We start from the raw sequence: 17,373 nt of genomic DNA, 5'->3' as shown, positions 1-17,373 counted from the left end.
CTGACAAGTGGTCTCGCTCACAAAACCCGAGGGCCCCGAACGCCCCTCCCAGGAGCCCCGGGAACGCGAAGACCCCTCACGCACCCGCCAGAGCCCACTTACCCTTGCTGCCTTCCGGCCCTGGGGGAGTTCGGTGAGATAGCGCCACGTGAGGGGCTGCCCCCACTCTAACCGATCCCAGCCCCCACGAGGACCACCCTCACCCCCTCCCCGGACCCCCCTCCCGACCATGTTCGCGAGCACCCTCTCCGGTCTTGTATTGTTTGCGGCGGAGGATTCGCCTAGTGGCCTAGGGCGCACGCTTGGAAAGCGTGTTGGGGGCAACCCCTCACGAGTTCGAATCTCGTATCCTCCGCCAGTGCCTCACCGGGCACGATGTCGTAGGGCCCCACCGCTTGCGGTGGGGCCCTACGACGTTGGTGGTTGCAGTTCTGGCCGCGACTGCCGTCGTCGGGCCGCTGACTCCTGCCGACGGTTCAGGGGCACAAGGCACACGCCGCAGAACATGGCCGCGTCCTGCCCGTACCGGCGCATCGGCTGGTCGTACTCGGCGCACGGCCTCGGTTCCCATGGCGGGCAGCCCAGCGCGGGCAGCACCGCAGTGCGGGGGCCGTGGATCTGGTCGTCGCCGCCACCGCGGAGCTCCAGGGCCTGACTCTCCTGCACCGCGACCACGACTTCGAGAGGCGGGGCGAAATGCCAGGGCGTTGGCCGGTATCACTGGGTGTGAACCTGCTGCTCGGGGTTCTCGGTGTGGTGCCGGTCTGGTTGCTGTGGTACTTCGCGTCGAACTGGCCGCTGGCCGCTCTCGGGCTGACTCAGCGGGAGCCGACGGAGAACGACGGCGTGCTGCCATGGCTGCTGATCGGCATTCCCGTTGTCGGGCTCTACGGGTTGCTCTGGTGGTCGGCAAACCGGCCCCTTCGCCGCGGAATCACGCTGGCTCCGCGCACGTACTGGCTGCTCAGTACCGCCGCGACACTCCTGCCGACGGTTGTCCTCATCGCCCTCTGAGCGAGGGGTTGTGTCCATGGGCTCGTACGAGGAGCCGCCCCCAGCCCACCCCGCGTTCACACGGAAGCGGGTTTCCGGCGGAGCGGGACGCGGCGGGGCATGGGTATGCGGCAGTCTGGAGTCCTCTACGGGTACGGGGCCGGTGGTTTCGGTCCGGGAGTGAAGAGTTGTCGTTGTCGTGAGGTGCCCCATCAGCGAGAGCAATGGAATCAGTGAGCCCGGTGGGTCGACGTTGGCCGCGTGGTTGAGCGGGCTCGACGGCGAGCGGCTGGAGCGGGTTCTCGTCGCGCGGCCGGACGGTGTGGCGGCGCCGGAGCCGCAGTCTCTGGGGGAGGTGGCGGATCGGCTGCGGCGTCAGGCGTCGGTGGCGCGGGTGCTGCCGAGGCTGACGTTGCCGTGTCTGCAGGCGACCGAGGCGCTGGCGGCGCTGGGGACGGCTTCGCGTGCGGAGTTGGCGTATTTGCTGGGCGTGTCCGGGGCGGACGGTGTTCGTGGGCTGGACGAGGCGCTCGGGGGGCTGGCCGAGCTGGCGCTGGTGTGGCCCGACGGTGACGGGCAGTTGTGCATGGCCGAGCCGTTGCGGCTGGCGTGGCACACGCCGCTGGGGCTGGACGCGCCGCTCGTCGAGTTGCTGGCGGACACGGCCTCCGAGGAACTGCGCCGCATGCTGGTGGCATTGGGCGTCAAGTCGCCCGGCACCACCAGGCGGCAGCGGCTCTCCGCCCTCGTGGGGCATCACAGCGATCCGGAGCAGGTCACCGCGCTGGTGGCGGGAGCGCCTGCGGCCACCCGGAAACTGCTTGGGCGGCTGGCCCTGCGAGGGAGTGAACGGGCCGCGCAGGAGGACGAGTTCGGGGAGATCCACGCGGGCTCCCCTCCCGGTGCTCGCTGGGCGTTGGAGCGGGGGCTGCTCGTACAGGACCGGTACGGGTACGTGCCTGCCCGGATGCCCGCCGAGGTGGCGTTCGCGCTGCGCGGGGACGACTGGCACGCGCCGTTCGATCCGGTTCCGCCGTCGGTGAGTTCGGCGCCCGTCACCTCGGAGGACGTGGACCGGGAGGCGTCCGCGGCGGCCACGGCGTTCGCCGCCGACGCCGCGTCCGTCCTGGCGGTGTGCTCCGCCTCGCCTCCGGCCGTGTTGAAGTCCGGCGGGGTCGGCGCGCGTGAGCTGGCCCGGATCGGCAAGGCGGCGCGGTGCGACGACGGCGTCGTACGCCTCGTGCTGGAGACGGCGCACGCCGCCGGGCTGCTGGCCGCGGACGGCGACCGGGTCGCGGCGACGGACGGCTACGACGCGTGGGCGGAACGAGAGCCGGCTGAGCGGTTCGCCGTGCTGCTCCAGGCGTGGCGGGAGCTGCCGTTCGCCCCGTCCCAGGCCCGCGGCGAAGACGGCAAGGCGCTGCCCGTACTCGCCGGAACACCGCCCTGTGTCGCCTGTGCGCAGGCCCGGGACGGGCTCCTCATCGCCGCGGCGATCCTCCCGGCGGGCCGGGGAGCGGAGAATGCCGCGGAGCTGGGGCCGCTGATCGCCTGGCACCGTCCGCTCGCGGAGGAGCTGCACCGTGACGCCGTGCCGTTCGCGACGCACGTCCGCGAGGCCGAACTGCTCGGGGTCATCGCTCGCGGCGCTCTGTCCCGCATCGGCGCCGCCGCGCGGGAGCATGACGCCAAGGCGCTCGCCGCGGCCTGCCGGCGACTGCTGCCCGCGGCCGCTAAGACAGCCCGCTTCGGCACCGACCTCACCGCCGTCGTCACCGGCACCCCGTCCGCCTCACTCGCCGCGCTCCTGGACGCCACCGCGGACCGGGAGGCCGGCGGCACGGCATCGGTGTGGCGGTTCGGACCGGGTACCGTCCGCCGCGCCCTGGACTCGGGACGTACGCCCGAGGCGATCGTGGCCGACCTGGCCGCCGTCGCCGTCGGCGCGCTCCCGCAGCCGTTGTCGTACCTGGTCCACGACACCGCGCGCGGCCACGGCCGTATGCGCGTCACCACCGCGGCCTGCGTCATCCACGGCGAGGAGCCCGCCCTGCTCGCCGAACTCGCCGCCCACCGGCAGCTCACCGGCCTCGGCCTGCGGCGATTGGCCCCGACGGTACTGGTCGGCCGGAGCCCGCTCGACGACACCCTCGCCGCGCTGCGGGCCGCCGGGTACGCGCCCGTCGCCGAGGCCGCCGACGGGACCGTACGCGTCGAGAAGCCTCAGCACCGCCGGGCCGCCGCCCCGGTGCCGCGCCCGCGGCAGCCCGAGCGCGCGTCGGGCGGCCGGGCCACGAACGCGCGTAAGAAGAAGAAGTCCCGGGGCGCCGCCGACGCCCCCGACGTGGGCGCGCTGGCCGCCAAGCTGCTGGCCGCCCCGCCCATCGCGCCGGAGCCCGATCCCGAGAACGGCATCCCGTACAACACCGACGTCGAGGAGATCACCGCCTATTACGCGCGCCTGCTGCCCCTCGCCGACATACGTCAACTGGCCCACGCCATCTCGAAGCGGCAGGCCATCACCATCGAATACGTCGATGCCTCGGGCAATTACACCGTGCGCACCATCAGCGAGATCGACCTCGACGCGCCCTATATCTACGCCTGGTGCCATCTGCGCGACGACGACCGCGTCTTCACCCTCTCCCGCGTCCACGGTGTCATGCCCGCGTAGTTCTTCCTACGGGCGCGCCCTCACCGTCGCGTCCTCACCCTCGCGTCCTCACCGTCACACCGTCACGGCCGCACCATCCGGACCTCCGACAGCTCCAGCAGCCCACCGAGTTCGATCTTGACCTTGGTCTGGTCCGGGCTGATGACGAGGCCGTCGCGGCGTACGAGGTCCAGGAGGCGTTCGGCCAGAGGGAAGACCATGTGGCGGGCCCAGCAGCGTTCGCTCGCGGGGCCGAAGGGGAGGTAGCCGGGGTGGTTCTCGCTGTCCAGCTCGTCCCACCGCTCGGGAATGAATTCCTCGGGGTCGTCCCAGAGTTTGGGGTTGCGGTGGCTCAGCAAGGGGAACAGCAGGATGTCGTCCTTGGGCCCGATGCGTTCGTCCACTGACTGGAATTCCGGCGAGGCCACCCGCAGAATGTTCCACGACGGGGGAAGCAGGCGGAGCGCTTCCAGGAGGATGTTCCGATTCGAGGTGTCGTCGCGGAACGGGGCGCCGAGCCAGAGCGCACTGGTGACGAGCGCCGACACCGTGAAGCACATCGGCGCGCCCATGCGCCGGTAGAGGAACATGGCGTGCCGCCGGTCGCGGTAGTTCGGGGAATCGAGTACGAGCGAGGCGAGCTTGGACAGCGGTTCGTCGCTCTTCGGCTTGCCCAGCACCGCGGCGCCGGAGGCCACGGCCGCCCAGGTCAATTTCGGCGTCAGCTCCAGTCTGCGGTCCACCAGAATGCGGAAGCGCAGATACTCGTTGCCGAATAGCAGGTCGCGGAGATAAACGTGTCCCGCGTGCGGCCAGGAGCCGCTCACGTCGGCCGCCTCGTCCACCGGGCGCTGCATCGCCGCCCGTACGTCCGAGCCCAGGGCCTGCATGAACGCGGAGGCTTCGGTGCGGGTGACGGACCTGCCCTGGACGGGTTTGAAGGTGGGGCGCTCGTGTTCGTTGGCCGGCCTGCCGCCCAGCACGGCGTTCATCATGTCGGGGTCGGCTATGCCGATGGTGTCCGGCTCCAGGCGGAATAGCGACGCATCGCTATAGCGGCTGAGCAGTTCTTCTATTCTCGGCGCGAACTCTACGGCCCGAGTGCTCCCGCCGGTGCGATGCGTTGGCATGGGTGAACTCCGTTACTGGGCTGCCCGGACCGACCAGGGTCGCTGGTCGGTCCGGGGCCGGTGAAAAACTACCTGATTAGAGCCACTGGTACCAGGAGTACGCCTTGAGGCTCTTCTCGGAACGGAACTTGTTGACCAGGTGAACCAGCTTCATAAATTCCTCCATTCATATGCACCAGCTGACTGACTGACTGACCGACTCGGCGAACAGCTGTAATCCGAAAGAGGCGGAACCCTTCGGAATGCATTCCGGTCGCCGCGAGAGAGTGAAGACCCAGCCGCTAAAAGTGTCAAGTGACTCACATCACAGCCGGGAATGCATCTATTCACGTTTTGGGTCGGCTGCACATTCGCATCGCGGCAAATCGCTCAGAAATCATCCATCTCTGGCCATACGGGAATGAATGGCGTGCGATTTGCGGGTCTTCGTCGTAGTTCGACCCGGCAAATCTGGCATGGCCATGATCTGCCGTCAGCTCACCGAAGCGGAAGTTACCTTCCGGTCCGCGGCGATCACCCCTACGACCGCTGGCCAATGTTTTACGCACCGCTCCCGGACTCACTCCCCGGTGGCCCCCGGGGTCCCCCCGCCCCGCGCCTATGATCGACCGCCATGGACTGGCTGGAGCGCACCGCGAAACTGAGGCAGTGGACGGGGAACGGCGTACGGGCGCCCCACAAACCGCTGTTGCTGCTGTACGCGCTGGGCCGCTTCCAGGAGGACGCCGACGGCGAGCTGCGCTACAGCGCGGTGGAGGAGGACCTGAAGCGGCTCCTGGTCGAGTACGGGCCCGCCAACAAGACCACACCGGCCTACCCCTTCCACCACCTCATCAGCGACGGAGTGTGGGAAGTCCGTACGGACCGCGGCCCCGGCAGCCCCGGCACCGGCGTGCTGGAGCTGCGCGCGACGGGCGCGGCCGGGCGGCTCGTACCGGAACTGCGCTCGGCGCTGCGGCGCGAGCCCTCGCTCCTCGGCCGGATGGCCCGCGTCCTGCTCGACCTGCACTTCCCGCCGTCCCTCCACCCCGACCTGTGCGAAGCGGTCGGCCTGGAGCTGGAAGCCGCGGAGACGGACCCGCTCGTGGCGGGGCCGCCGCGGCAGCGGCGCGACCGGCGCATGCGGGAGCTGGTGCTGACCGCCTACGAGTACCAGTGCGCGTTCTGCGGCTACGACGGGCGCATCGGGGCGACCCCGGTCGGGCTGGAGGCCGCGCACGTACGCTGGTGGGCCTTCGACGGCCCGGACGTCGTCGACAACGGGCTGTGCCTGTGCGCCCTGCACCACAAGCTGTTCGACAAAGGCGTCCTCGGAGTGGGCGAAGAGGTCGCCGAGGGCGTGGGCGACCGCCACGTCGTGATGGTCTCCCAGCACTTCGTCGGGCAGAGCGCGGCGGCCCGCGAGCACGTCACCGCGCTCGCCGGCCGCCCGCTCATCGGCCCGCAGCCGGGCGCCGCCCCCGTCGCCGCCGACCACCGCGCCTGGCACACCCGCCAGGTCTTCCACGGCGCCCCGCGCCCGGCCGCCACGCGCTGACACCGGAGCGGCGGCGACGCGTACGTACCGGCATCGCCGGCCCCGGGCACGTACGCACATACGCACATACGCATGTACCGACCGCCCGGTACGTACGTACTCACCCCCACCGCCCTCAGCAACTGCTGACGCACCAGGCCCTGCACCGCCGCTCGAACTCGTCCTCCTCGCCGAGCAGTTCCAGGCGCTGACGCCCGTACGCCCGCGTCACCCGCGGCATCCGGAAAGCGGCCGTGTGCGGCGGCGGTTCCGGGGTGAGCACGGCCTGCGCGGCCAGCCCGGCGAACGCCGTCACGAGCGGGCCCGCGGCGAGCCATTCGTCCGAGCACACGGCGAGCGCGTCCCGCAGCGTGAACGGGTCGGCGAAGACGCTGCACCGCGCCCACAGCAGCCGCTCGTCCGGCGTGCACAGCCGATGGCTCCAGCTCAGCGAGGCGCGCAGGGTGCGCTGGCGGCTGGGCAGGGCGGTCACGGGCGATGTCAGGTCGAGTACGTGCCGGAGCCGGGAGACGAAGGGCAGCAGTTCGTCGGGCGTACGGTGCGCGAGCCCGCCCGCCGCGAGCTGTACGGCCAGCGGGAGGCCGTCGAGCGAGGTGCAGATCCTGCGGGCCAGTTCGCTCTCGGGTGTGACGCTCGCGCCGAACCGCAGCGCCGTCCTGGAGAACAGCGTGGCGGCGGCCTCCGGGGCGAGCGGGCGCAGCGAGTAGTTGGCCGGAGTCCGGAGCGGCACCCTGCTGGTGACCAGGACGTGCATGCCGGGACACGCCCCGACCAGCCGTACGAGCACGTCGGCGCACTCCTCGGCCAGATGCTCGCAGGTGTCCACGACCAGCAGCGTCGGGCGGCGCCCCACCGCCTCGGCCAGCCGGGGCCGGCCCCAGAGCCGCAGCGCGCAGGCCATCCAGTGGGGCACCTGGCCGGGCGTCTCCAGCCCGGCCAGATCGGTGGCGGCCACCGCCGCCCAGGGGCCGGGGAGCATCCGCCGCGTCACGTCCGCCGCCAGCGCGCTCTTGCCCACCCCTCCGGGGCCGACCACCGCGACCAGCCGGTGCTCTCTCAGCAGCCGTTCGACTTCGATCGCCTCGGCGTCACGGCCGACCAGCGCGGCGGACCGGGCGTCAAGCGGCTCCGGCATGTCCCCTACCTCCATGGTGCTGCACAGCGCTTCGCGGCGCGTGTGTCTCGGAAGGCAGTCAGCTTGGCCGGGACGATCCGGTGGGACATCGGTGAGCGGCCCGTATCCGTATACCTAGGTCGAGTACGCGCAGGTCAGGGGCTTCACGCGGCTGGGCATGCGCAGAAGGGGGTATGCCGAAGGCCGTAGTCCGCCGCCAAACCGTATGCCGTATGCCTACGGCTTGGCGACGGACTGTCCAACCCCGTCCTCAACGCCCGCCGTCACCCCCTACCTCCATCACCCGCCCCGCACCAACTCGATGATCTGCGCCCGCGAGGAGTACCCGAGCTTGGCGAGGATGTGCTCCACGTGCGCGTCGACGGTGCGACGGGAGATGACGAGGCGTTCGGCGATCTCGCGGTTGGTCAGGCCCTCGGCGACGAGCCCGGCCACTTCCCGCTCGCGCCGCGTCAGCGCGTTCGGCAGAGGCCGCGGCCGGGCCGTGATCGCCTGCTGGCGGGGCACGCCCGGCGGGGCGTCCTTGTCCTCCGTCGCCAGCAGCACGCCCGCGCTCAGGGAGAGCGCCGCGCCCTTGGCGTGCAGGGCGGCGTACCGGCCGGCGCCCAGTTCGTCGCGGGCCCGCTGCTCGTACTGGTCGTGCAGGGCCCGCATCTGCGGGTTCCCGACCAGGGTCTGCGGTCCGATCTTCCGCCACTGCGCGGCGCACGCCCCGAACAGGCAGGCCGCCCGGCGCATCCGGCCCTCGCCGACCGCGATCCAGGCCAGCAGGTTCATGGCCGCCGCCACGCCCAGCGTGTCGCCCAGCGCGCCCGTCAGCCGTGCGCCCGTACGCAGCGAACGGGCGGCTTCGGCCGGCGCGCCGAGCAGCATGTGCGCCAGGCCCTCGGTGATGCGCTGCGAGCCCTGGACGAAGCACTCCTCGCTGTCCGGGCCGAGGAGTTCGAGGGTGACGCGGGCCGCGTCGACGGCCGCCGCGGGCTGCCCGGCCAGCAGGTGGGCGACGCTCACGTGCATCTGGGCCAGCCGTTCGCCGTGCGCGTCCCCGGCCGCCCGCATCAGCGGCACGGCCGCGACCGCCCCGGCCAGCCCCCGCTCGTGGACGCCCTGGTAGTAGAGCGCGGCGGACTCGGCGAAGGCGGCCCAGGCCGCCGTCCGGGCGTCGCCGAGTGATCGCGCGCTGCTGAGCGCGGTGCCGGCGGTGGCGAGGGCCGCCGTCTGGTCCCCTTCCCTGCCGAGGAACATCGAGTACCAGGCGAGGGTCATCACCCGTCGCGGGGACGGCTCGTGGTCGCGGGTCCGCTCCAGGGCCTTCGCCATCCAGTACGCGGCTTCGGCGGGCTGCCCGGAGCAGAGCCAGTACGTCCACATGACGGCGGTCAGGCCGAGGAGTTCGGCGCCGTCCGCCGCGTATCGCAGGGCCGCGCGAAGGTTCTCGCGCTCCCCCACGAGCGCCTGGTAGAGCGGGAGTTGCCGGGAGGTGACGAACCGGTCCTCGAAGTCCCGCAGCATGGTGCGGAAGTAGGCGACGTGGCGGCGGCGGAGGGCGCCGGTGCCGCCGAGCCCTTCGAGGCGGTCGGCGCCGTACTCGCGCAGGGTGTCGAGCAGCCGGTAGCGGTCGCCGTCCTCCCCCAGCCGCACCACCACCGACTTCTCGACGAGCCCGACGAGGTGGTTCAGGACCGCCTCGGCGGGCAGTTCGTCGTCCGCGGTGACCTCGACGACGGCGTCCAGCCCGAACGACCCCGCGAACACGGAGAGCCGCGCCCACAGCAACCGCTCGGCGGGCGTGCACAGTTCATGGCTCCAGTCCAAGGTCGTACGCAGCGTCTGGTGACGCGCCGGCGCCGCCAGACGGCCGTGGTCGAGCAGCGCGAACGTGTCGCTGAGCTGCGCCACCAGCCGGTCGAGCGGCAGGGCCCGGAGCCGGACGGCGGCCAGTTCGATGGCGAGCGGCATGCCGCTCAGACGGTGGCAGAGCGCGACGGCGTGCCGCCGGTTGGCGCTGGTCAGCACGAAGCCTGGCAGCACCGCGGCGGCCCGCTCGGCCAGCAGGACCAGCGCCTCGCTGTCCGCGTCCTCGCCCGGCCGGGGCAGCGGCAGCGCGGGTACGGGCAGCAGGTGCTCGCCGGGGGCGGCCAGCGGCTGCCGGCTGGTCGCCAGGATCGTCAGCCGGGGCGCCCGGGGAAGCAGCAGGTCGGCGAGGGCGGCGCAGGAGTCGACCAGGTGCTCGCAGGTGTCGAGTACGAGCAGCAGCTCGCGCTCCGCCACGTACTCGATCAAGGCGTCCGCCTGCGGCCGCGACGTCTGCTCCGGCAGCCCGAGCGCCTCGGACACGGCCCGTGGCAGCAGCCCGGCGCGGCCGAGCCCCGACAGCTCGACGAAGCACACGCCGTCCGCGTACCCCCGAGCCGCCTGCGCGGCGACGCGCACGGCGATCCGCGTCTTCCCCACCCCGCCGGGCCCCACGAGCGTCACCATTCGAGTACGCGCCAACAGCTCCCGCGCCCGGGCGATTTCACGGTCCCGCCCGACAAAGCTCGTCATCTCGGCGGGCACCCGCCCGTCCCCCCACCGAGCCGAGCCGAACCCCATGCAACCCACCGTCCTCCGTCGCACCCCCGCGAAGAGCAGCCGAGCCACGGAGGAACCAAACTAACGACGGCGGGACGGCCGCGTGCCGGTGCCGACCGCTATCGGCCGGTCTCTTCCGGGTGGTTGCGATTACGGGCGGGTCGGGTGAGCTGTTGGTCGGGTTGTTGCGTGCGGGCGTCCACTGCTGCCCGGGCCGTCCGGTGGCCGGCGGCCTCACCCGTCAAAAGGAAATACCCCGGTCCGTATTGACGGCCGGGGTATTTCTCTGCGTATATTGGGGGTTTCCATGTCTGCTTCGACTTTCGGACATGGCTAATCCCTCACTTTCACAAGGTATCCGAGCGGAGCTGAATTGTCAAACACGGAATTGCGAAACGAGCAGGAATTCATCGATCTGCTCTACGAGCGGCTGGCCGAGTTGCGGGACGAGGCCGAGGGCTCGGTGCGGGAGGTGTTGCCGGTGGAGGGGAACAGCCATCAGGCGCGGCTGGAGCGGGAGGTGCTGGTGGCCGAGCGGTCCGGGCTGCTGGCCGCGTTCAATGCCGGGGAGAGCGGGCTGTGCTTCGGGCGGCTGGCGTTCCGGGACGGGCGTGATCACCACATCGGGCGGATCGGGATGCGGCGCGACGACGCGGAGCGTACGCCGCTGGTCGTCGACTGGCGGGCCGACGTGGCGCGGCCGTTCTATCTCGCGACCGGGCACACCCCGATGGGGCTGCGCCGGCGGCGGCACATCAGCACGGCGGGGCGGGAGGTCACCGCGCTCCACGACGAGCTCATGGACCTCACCGACACCGTGCGTACCGGACACGAGGGCTCCGACGCGGACGCCGTGCTGCTGGCCTCGCTGGACGCGGCGCGCACCGGGCGGATGCACGACATCGTGCAGACCATCCAGGCCGAGCAGGACCGCATCATCCGCGCCCCGCACCACGGCATCCTCGTCGTGGAGGGCGGGCCCGGCACCGGGAAGACCGTGGTGGCGCTGCACCGGGCCGCGTACCTGCTCTACGCGCACCGGGAGCTGCTGGCCCGCCGCGCCGTCCTGATCGTCGGGCCGAACCCGGCGTTCCTCGGGTACATCGCGGAGGTGCTGCCCTCGCTCGGCGAGACCGGCGTGCTGCTCGCCACGCCCGGCGACCTCTTCCCCGGCGTGACCGCGACCGGCGTCGACACCGCGCGCGCCGCCGAGGTCAAGGGCGGTGCGGCGATGGCGGACGCGCTGGCCCGGTTCGTACGGGACCGGCAGGCGGTGCCGCCGCGCGGTGAGCCCATCGTGATCGACCACGAGGACGGCGAGCTGCTGCTGGACGCGGACATCGCGAGCGACGCGCGGCACGCGGCGCGCGCGACCGGGCTGCCGCACAACCTCGCGCGGCCGCACTTCGCGTTCCACGTCATCGACGCGCTCACCGCGCAGCTCACGGACCGGATCGGCGCGGACCCGTACGGCGGGCCCAACCTCCTCGGGCCGGACGACACCGCCATGCTCGGCAAGGCGATCGCGGCCAGCGCCGAGGTGCACGCCGCCATCGCGGAGCTGTGGCCGTCCCTCACCCCCGAGGAGCTGGTCGCCGACTTCCTCGCCGAGCCCGTGCATCTGGGGGAGGACGACGCCGCGGCGATTCGACGGTCGGACAGGCGCGGGGACAGGGGCGGGGACGGTGGCGGGGGGCAGGACTGGACGCCCGCCGATGTTCCGCTGCTCGACGAGGCCGCCGAGCTGCTCGGCGACGACGACTCCGCCGCCCGCGCCGCCGCCGAGGCCGAACAGCAGGAGCGCATCGCGTACGCGCAGGGGGTGCTCGACCTCTCGCACGGTTCGCGCACCTACGAGTTCGAGGACCTCGACGACGAGGACTCCGAGGTGCTGGCCGCGCACGACCTGGTCGACGCGGAGCGGCTCGCCGAGCGCCAGGAGGAGACCGACCACCGCAGCGCCGCCGAACGCGCCGCCGCCGACCGCACCTGGGCCTTCGGCCACATCATCGTGGACGAGGCGCAGGAGCTGTCCGCGATGATGTGGCGGCTGCTGATGCGGCGCTGCCCGACCCGTTCGATGACGCTCGTCGGCGACCCCGCGCAGGCCGCGGAGCCGGGCGGCTGCGGTTCGTGGGAGACGATCCTGGCGCCGCACGCCGGGGACCGCTGGCAGCGCGTACGGCTCGGGGTCAACTACCGCACGCCGACCGAGATCATGGAGATCGCGGCAGCGGTGCCGCGCGCCGCGGACCCCGCCTTCGAGCCGCCGCGCTCGATCCGCTCCACCGGCGTACGGCCCTGGGCGCACCGCACCGGGGACCTCGGCGGCGCGGTCGCCGAGGCCGTACGGCAGGAGGCGGATCACGGCGCTTCCGGGCATCTCGCCGTCATCGCACCGCGCGATCGGCACAGCGAACTCGCCGCCGCCCTGCCGCACGCCTCCGCCGGTCGCACCCCCGATCTGACCAGGCCGGTGGTGCTCCTCGACCCCCGGCAGGCCAAGGGGCTGGAGTTCGACACGGTGCTCGTCGCGGAGCCGGCGGAGTTCGGCGCGAGCGACCTGTACGTGGCGCTGACCCGGGCCACCCAGCGGCTGGGGGTGATACACACCGGGGCGCTGCCGGAGGGGCTGGAGTTCCCCCTGATGACGGCCGACTCCGGCGCTGGAGCGGGCCGGTGACCGTACGGGCTCGGGGCGGGCCGGTGACCGTACGGGCGCGGGGCGGCGTCGGCGCGTCGGCCTCCCAGGGGTGGACCTAGCACCACCCCGAAGAGGCCACGTCACCGTATGCCGCCGGGCGTTCGGATTCGGGATCGTGGATATCGAGACGGCGCGCCCCCACCGGCCGCCGGGCCACCGCCCACTCGCCCTCGTACGAACTCACCCGAACTCACCCGAACTCATATGAATCCGAGGCCCGCCATGAGCATGAGCACCAGCGTCAGCACCGGTGCCGGCACCCTGTCGTACGCCGCTCCGGCGGAGCGGGTCGGCTTCTGGCGCGCGCCGTTCGCCGCCGTCACGTACCGGGAGTTCGGGTACATCCTGGCCTCGCTCCCGATCGCCGTCGTCGGTTTCGCCTTCGCCCTCACGATGTTCTCGGTCGGCGCGGTCCTCGCCGTCACCGTGCTCGGGCTGCCCGTACTCGCCGGGCTGCTGGCCGGTGCGCGCGGGCTCGGCGGCGCCGAGCGCCGGCGGGCGGCGGAGAAGCTCGGCCTGGCGGCCGGCGCGCCCGCGTCCGTGCCGACGCCGCGCGCGGCGGGCTTCTGGGCCGGTCAGCGGGCGCGGCTGGGGGACGCGGCGGGCTGGCGCGCGTTCCTCTTCCAGCTGGTGATGTTCCCGTGGCGGATGGTGAACTTCGTCCTGTCGACGGCCGTGCTGCTCGTCGGCTGGGCGGTCGCGCTGCTCCCCGCGTACAACTGGGTCTTCCCGCACTACGTCGGGTGGCCCGGCTACCGGCTGTTCGACTTCACCTCGGGCGGCGTGCACCACCAGTACTACCTGACCTCGCCCTTCCAGCTCGCCGGGGTCTCCCTCGTCGGCCTGGTCATCGTCTTCCTCACCCCGAAGCTGATCCGCGCCCTGACGAACGTCGACCGCGCCGCTGTCCGCGGGATGCTCGGGTAGGCGCGACCGTCACGCCGCGGGCCCCTCGGCCCCCGCCCGGCCCTCGCCCGGTCCCCGTACCGCCGCCGCCACGTGGTCGCGGAACCAACGGTGGGCCGGGTCCGCCGAGTTGCGGGGGTGCCAGGCCATTCCCAGGTCCAAGGGGGGCATGTCCAGGGGGATGGGGAAGGTGCGCAGGCCCAGGGCCGTCGTGGTGTCGGTCAGCCAGTCGGTCAGGGTGAGGGCCACCAGGTCCGTGGTGCGGGCCAGCATCATCGCGCTCGTATGGCTGGGCACGACCACCGCGGTGCGGCGACGCAGGCCGAGTTCCGACAGGGCGCTGTCGATGGGGCCGTGGCGTTTGCCGAGGCGGGAGATGCCGATGTGGTCGGCTTCGGCGAAGCGGCGGGCGTCGATACGGCCGTTGAAGAGCGGGTGGCCGCTGCGGGCGATGCCGACAAGCGGCAACTGGGCGAGCCGCTGGGTGCGGATCTCCGGGTCCAGGTTGCCGAGTACGCCCAGTTCGACGTCCACCCAGCCCTGCCGCAGCGCGGGGCCGCCCTCCACGGCCTCCGGCAGGAAGACCACGTCCACGTGCGGCGCCTCCCGGTGGATGCGGTCGGTCAGCGTTCCGGCCAGCTCCACCAGCAGCAGGTCGGTGGTCTGTACGGTGAACGTGCGCTGGAGGTGCACGGCGTCGAACCCCGCGCCCGGCCGCAGAACGTTGTCGCAGCCGCGCAGCAGCGCGCCGACCTCCTCCCTGAGCTCCAGCGCCCGCGGGGTCGGAACCATGCCCTGACCGGCGCGGACCAGCAGCGGGTCGCCGACGGCGCGGCGGAGCCGGGCCAGCGTGCGGCTGGCCGCCGCGGGGGACGTGCCGAGCCGTTCGGCGGCACGGGTCACGCTGTTCTCCTGGAGCAGGGCGTCCAACGCCCGTAGCAGGTTGAGATCCATTCAAGCCCCTGAGCTGCATTTTTACGCCTGAGTTAATGATTAGGTGCCTATCTTTGCATTGTCGCGGGGCTTCTCGGCGACGACAGTGGACATGTCCGCGGAGACGCCTGAAGAGGCGTGACCGCGCATGAGAACGCGTGAGAACGCGTGAAGGCACGTGACAACGCGTGACAGCCCCGTCCGTGAGCCCGTCAGCCCGTGAGCCCGTGAGCGCCGGTGTCCCCCGGCGGCCGGGCGCCCGTACCCCCAGAACCAGCAACACAGAAACCAAGAAGGAACAGCACTCTCATGATCGTCATCACCGCCCCCACCAGCACCATCGGCCGCGTACTCGTCGATGACCTGCTCGCCCGCGGGACGCGGCTGCGCCTCGTCGCCCGCGACCCCTCACGGCTCGCCCCCGAGGTCCGCGAGCACGCCGGCGTCGAGGTCGTCCAGGGTTCGCACGGCGACCCGGCCGTCATCGACCAGGCGTGCGCCGGCGCCGAGGCCGTCTTCTGGCTCGCTCCGGACGACCCGTCCGCGCCGAGCCTCGAAGCCGCCTATGCCGACTTCACCCGCCCCGCGGCCGACGCGTTCGCCCGGCACGGCGTCAAGCGCGTCGTGGGCATCTCCGCCCTCGGGCGCGGGACGGCGCTGGTCGAGCGCGCCGGGCTGGTCGCCGCGTCGCTGGCGATGGGCGACCTGATCGCCGCGTCGGGCGTCGCCTACCGGGCCGTGGTCTGCCCGTCGTTCATGCACAACCTGCTCAACCACGCCACGGCGATCAAGGAGAAGGGCATGTTCTTCATGATGAGCGCCCCTGACCTGAAGAGCCCCACCGTCGCCACCCGCGACATCGCCGACACCGCCGCCCGGCTGCTGCTCGACAGCTCGTGGAGCGGCGCCGGACAGGTCCCCTGCCTCGGCCCCGAGGACCTGTCGCCCAACGACATGGCGCGGATCATCTCCGAGGTCCTCGGCAAGGAGATCGGCTACCAGCAGATCCCGGGCGCGGCGCTCAAGGACCGCCTCACCGGCTTCGGGATGACCGACGCGATGGCCCAGGGGATGGTCGACATGTTCGACGCCAAGAACCAGGGCCTGGACCTCGCGGAGCCGCGTACGGCGGAGTCGACGACGCCGACGACGTTCCGGCAGTGGTGCGAGGAGGTCCTCAAGCCGGCCGTCGCCGCTGCCTGATGAGGCGTTGAGGTCCCGCCGAAAGATGCTGAGGCACTGCCGAGCCCCGGGACCGGGCCCCTGGACCCCGTAGGCCCTGGCGCCCCACCTCCCCCGTACGGCTACGGGTGGTGGAGCCGGTCCGCGCGTACGGCGTCCAGGGGCCCGGACTCGGGTACGGGCAGGAAGTACTCCGACTGCCAGGTCTGCGTCGCGCGGGCCTGACGGTTGGGCGGGGCGGCCCAGGGCGGGTAGACGCGGAACGCGCGCTTCCCGCCCGTAAAGCCCGTAGTACCTCCCGTGCTCCCCGTGCTCCCCGTGCTCCCCGTGCTCCCCGCCGAGACGATTCCCCTCTCGCGGAGCACGTCCTTCGGAAAGACGAACTGCCCGAAATGGCGGCCCTCACGGCTGCTGACGACGAAGAGGTCCACAGGGTCGTCGGCGTCGAAGGGGCGGATCGGGCCGCCGTCGGGCCTCTTCCATACGGTCACGAACTGGCCGGCCTTCGTCGGAGTGGTCCTGGCGGCGCGGAATCTGACCGCCAGCCCCTCCAAGGTGAACGTGTGCGCCGCGTACTCCGCGCTCTCCGCCTCGGGCGCCGGCCGGGAGCACGTGTACCCCATCGGGTCGTACACCAGCGACTTCGCCGCCAGCAGGTCCGCGTGCAGCGGGGGCATGCCGGACCAGGAATCGGGATCGGCCTCAGCGGCGGCAGCGGCAGCAGCGGCAGCAGCACGGTTGGCAGTCATGCCGGCTACAGCGCCAGCGACTTGAAGGCGCGCGCCTGGTCCGTGATGGCGCGCTCCGTGGGGAGGCGCTCCATGGACGAGGCGCCGAAGAAGCCCGCGATCCCCGACGTGTGGTCCAGGACGTAACGCGCGTCCTCGGGCTCCGCGATCGGGCCGCCGTGGCAGAGCACGATGATGTCGGGGTTGACCCGCTTCGCCGCGTCGTGCATCTCCTGTACGGCGACCGCAGCCTGATCGAGCGTCAGGGCCGTCGCCGCGCCGATGGAACCCTTCGTCGTCAGCCCCACATGCGGTACGAGGACGTCCGCGCCCGCCCGCGCCATCTCGGCCGCCTGGTCGGCGTCGAAGACATAGGGGGCGGTGAGCAGTTCGCGTTCGTGCGCCTGGCGGATCATGTCGATCTCCAGGCCGAAGCCCATCCCCGTCTCCTCCAGGTTCTCGCGGAACTTGCCGTCGTAGAGGCCGACGGTCGGAAAGTTCTGTACGCCCGCGAAGCCGACGGCCTTCAGCTGGTCCAGGAAGTTCCCCATGATCCGGAAGGGGTCGGTGCCGCAGACCCCGGCGAGTACGGGTACGTCCCGTACGACCGGCAGCACCTCGCCCGCCATGTCCAGCACGATGGCGTTGGCGTCCCCGTAGGGCAGCAGGCCCGCGAGGGAGCCGCGGCCCGCCATCCGGTACCGGCCGGAGTTGTAGATGATCAGCAGGTCGACGCCGCCGGCCTCCGCGCACTTCGCGGACAGTCCGGTGCCCGCGCCCGCGCCGATGACGGCTCGGCCGGCGCTCACCTGGCCGGTCAGACGGGCCAGGGCTGTAGTGCGGTCCATGGTGGGGTCCTCCATCGGTGCTGCCATCGGTACTGCGTCGTGCTGTGTGT

The 17,373-nt window shown here is 72.1% G+C and carries 13 protein-coding genes, 1 tRNA gene, 1 other RNA gene and 1 pseudogene; 8 read left to right on the top strand and 8 right to left on the bottom strand.

From position 1 onward, the window contains the following. Positions 1-64: 64 nt before the first annotated feature. Positions 65-161: signal recognition particle sRNA small type (ffs, locus tag AB0I22_RS09650), an RNA gene on the bottom strand. A gap of 109 nt (positions 162-270) precedes the next feature. On the opposite strand from ffs, the gene AB0I22_RS09645 reads away from it, so the two are divergent. From AB0I22_RS09645 to AB0I22_RS09630, 4 genes and pseudogenes are all read left to right on the top strand, one after another. Further along, positions 271-358: transfer RNA gene (locus tag AB0I22_RS09645), tRNA-Ser, on the top strand. Positions 359-582: 224 nt separating this feature from the next. After that, a pseudogene (locus AB0I22_RS09640) lies at positions 583-684 on the top strand (VapC toxin family PIN domain ribonuclease); the annotation flags it as partial. A gap of 12 nt (positions 685-696) precedes the next feature. Continuing rightward, a complete protein-coding gene (locus tag AB0I22_RS09635; RefSeq protein WP_363130380.1) occupies positions 697-1,014 on the top strand; it encodes a hypothetical protein in 318 nt (105 codons plus the stop codon). A gap of 232 nt (positions 1,015-1,246) precedes the next feature. Then, complete coding sequence (locus tag AB0I22_RS09630) at positions 1,247-3,667, top strand: helicase-associated domain-containing protein (protein WP_363130143.1); 2,421 nt, start codon at positions 1,247-1,249, stop codon at positions 3,665-3,667. A gap of 62 nt (positions 3,668-3,729) precedes the next feature. Here the strand turns inward: AB0I22_RS09630 and AB0I22_RS09625 are convergent, their stop codons facing one another. Together AB0I22_RS09625 and AB0I22_RS09620 are read right to left on the bottom strand one after the other, a co-directional pair. Then, the gene (locus AB0I22_RS09625; RefSeq protein ID WP_363130142.1) at positions 3,730-4,776 is read right to left on the bottom strand and encodes a cytochrome P450; all 1,047 of its coding nucleotides are present in this window, start codon (positions 4,774-4,776) and stop codon (positions 3,730-3,732) included. A gap of 76 nt (positions 4,777-4,852) precedes the next feature. Next, complete coding sequence (locus tag AB0I22_RS09620) at positions 4,853-4,942, bottom strand: tryptorubin family RiPP precursor (protein WP_245661656.1); 90 nt, start codon at positions 4,940-4,942, stop codon at positions 4,853-4,855. Positions 4,943-5,389: 447 nt separating this feature from the next. Here AB0I22_RS09620 and AB0I22_RS09615 point away from each other — a divergent pair, with 447 nt between their 5' ends. Next, entirely contained in the window at positions 5,390-6,313 is a 924-nt protein-coding gene (locus AB0I22_RS09615) for a phosphorothioated DNA-binding restriction endonuclease (protein WP_363130141.1), read from the top strand. A gap of 115 nt (positions 6,314-6,428) precedes the next feature. Here the strand turns inward: AB0I22_RS09615 and AB0I22_RS09610 are convergent, their stop codons facing one another. Together AB0I22_RS09610 and AB0I22_RS09605 are read right to left on the bottom strand one after the other, a co-directional pair. After that, positions 6,429-7,448, bottom strand: a complete 1,020-nt coding sequence (locus tag AB0I22_RS09610) for a hypothetical protein (RefSeq protein ID WP_363130140.1) — start codon at positions 7,446-7,448, stop codon at positions 6,429-6,431. Between the two features lie 279 nt (positions 7,449-7,727). Further along, positions 7,728-9,995, bottom strand: coding sequence for a LuxR C-terminal-related transcriptional regulator (locus AB0I22_RS09605; protein ID WP_363130138.1), 2,268 nt, complete (start codon positions 9,993-9,995; stop codon positions 7,728-7,730). A 415-nt stretch (positions 9,996-10,410) separates the two neighbouring features. Here AB0I22_RS09605 and AB0I22_RS09600 point away from each other — a divergent pair, with 415 nt between their 5' ends. After that, positions 10,411-12,705, top strand: a complete 2,295-nt coding sequence (locus tag AB0I22_RS09600) for a helicase (RefSeq protein ID WP_363130137.1) — start codon at positions 10,411-10,413, stop codon at positions 12,703-12,705. Positions 12,706-12,948: 243 nt separating this feature from the next. After that, positions 12,949-13,653 (top strand): sensor domain-containing protein, encoded by a 705-nt coding sequence (locus AB0I22_RS09595; RefSeq protein WP_363130136.1) that lies wholly within the window; start codon positions 12,949-12,951, stop codon positions 13,651-13,653. Between the two features lie 9 nt (positions 13,654-13,662). Here AB0I22_RS09595 and AB0I22_RS09590 read toward each other — a convergent pair whose 3' ends face one another. Continuing rightward, entirely contained in the window at positions 13,663-14,586 is a 924-nt protein-coding gene (locus AB0I22_RS09590; RefSeq protein ID WP_363130135.1) for a LysR family transcriptional regulator, read from the bottom strand. Between the two features lie 288 nt (positions 14,587-14,874). Here AB0I22_RS09590 and AB0I22_RS09585 point away from each other — a divergent pair, with 288 nt between their 5' ends. Continuing rightward, positions 14,875-15,768: an NAD(P)H-binding protein gene (locus tag AB0I22_RS09585; RefSeq protein ID WP_363130134.1), complete on the top strand. Its 894-nt coding sequence runs from the start codon at positions 14,875-14,877 to the stop codon at positions 15,766-15,768. 101 nt (positions 15,769-15,869) lie between these two features. Here AB0I22_RS09585 and AB0I22_RS09580 read toward each other — a convergent pair whose 3' ends face one another. Together AB0I22_RS09580 and AB0I22_RS09575 are read right to left on the bottom strand one after the other, a co-directional pair. Next, complete coding sequence (locus tag AB0I22_RS09580) at positions 15,870-16,424, bottom strand: MepB family protein (RefSeq protein ID WP_363130379.1); 555 nt, start codon at positions 16,422-16,424, stop codon at positions 15,870-15,872. 77 nt (positions 16,425-16,501) lie between these two features. Next, positions 16,502-17,350 carry a phosphoenolpyruvate hydrolase family protein gene (locus tag AB0I22_RS09575; protein ID WP_363130133.1) on the bottom strand — a complete coding sequence of 283 codons (849 nt, stop codon included), beginning with the start codon at positions 17,348-17,350 and terminating at the stop codon, positions 16,502-16,504. Positions 17,351-17,373: the final 23 nt, after the last annotated feature.

The sequence above is a fragment of the Streptomyces sp. NPDC050610 genome (genome assembly GCF_040654875.1).
In the GTDB taxonomy this organism is placed as follows: domain Bacteria; phylum Actinomycetota; class Actinomycetes; order Streptomycetales; family Streptomycetaceae; genus Streptomyces.
Note: the sequence above shows the minus strand (reverse complement) of the source record. Positions and strands in the feature narration are given on the sequence as shown.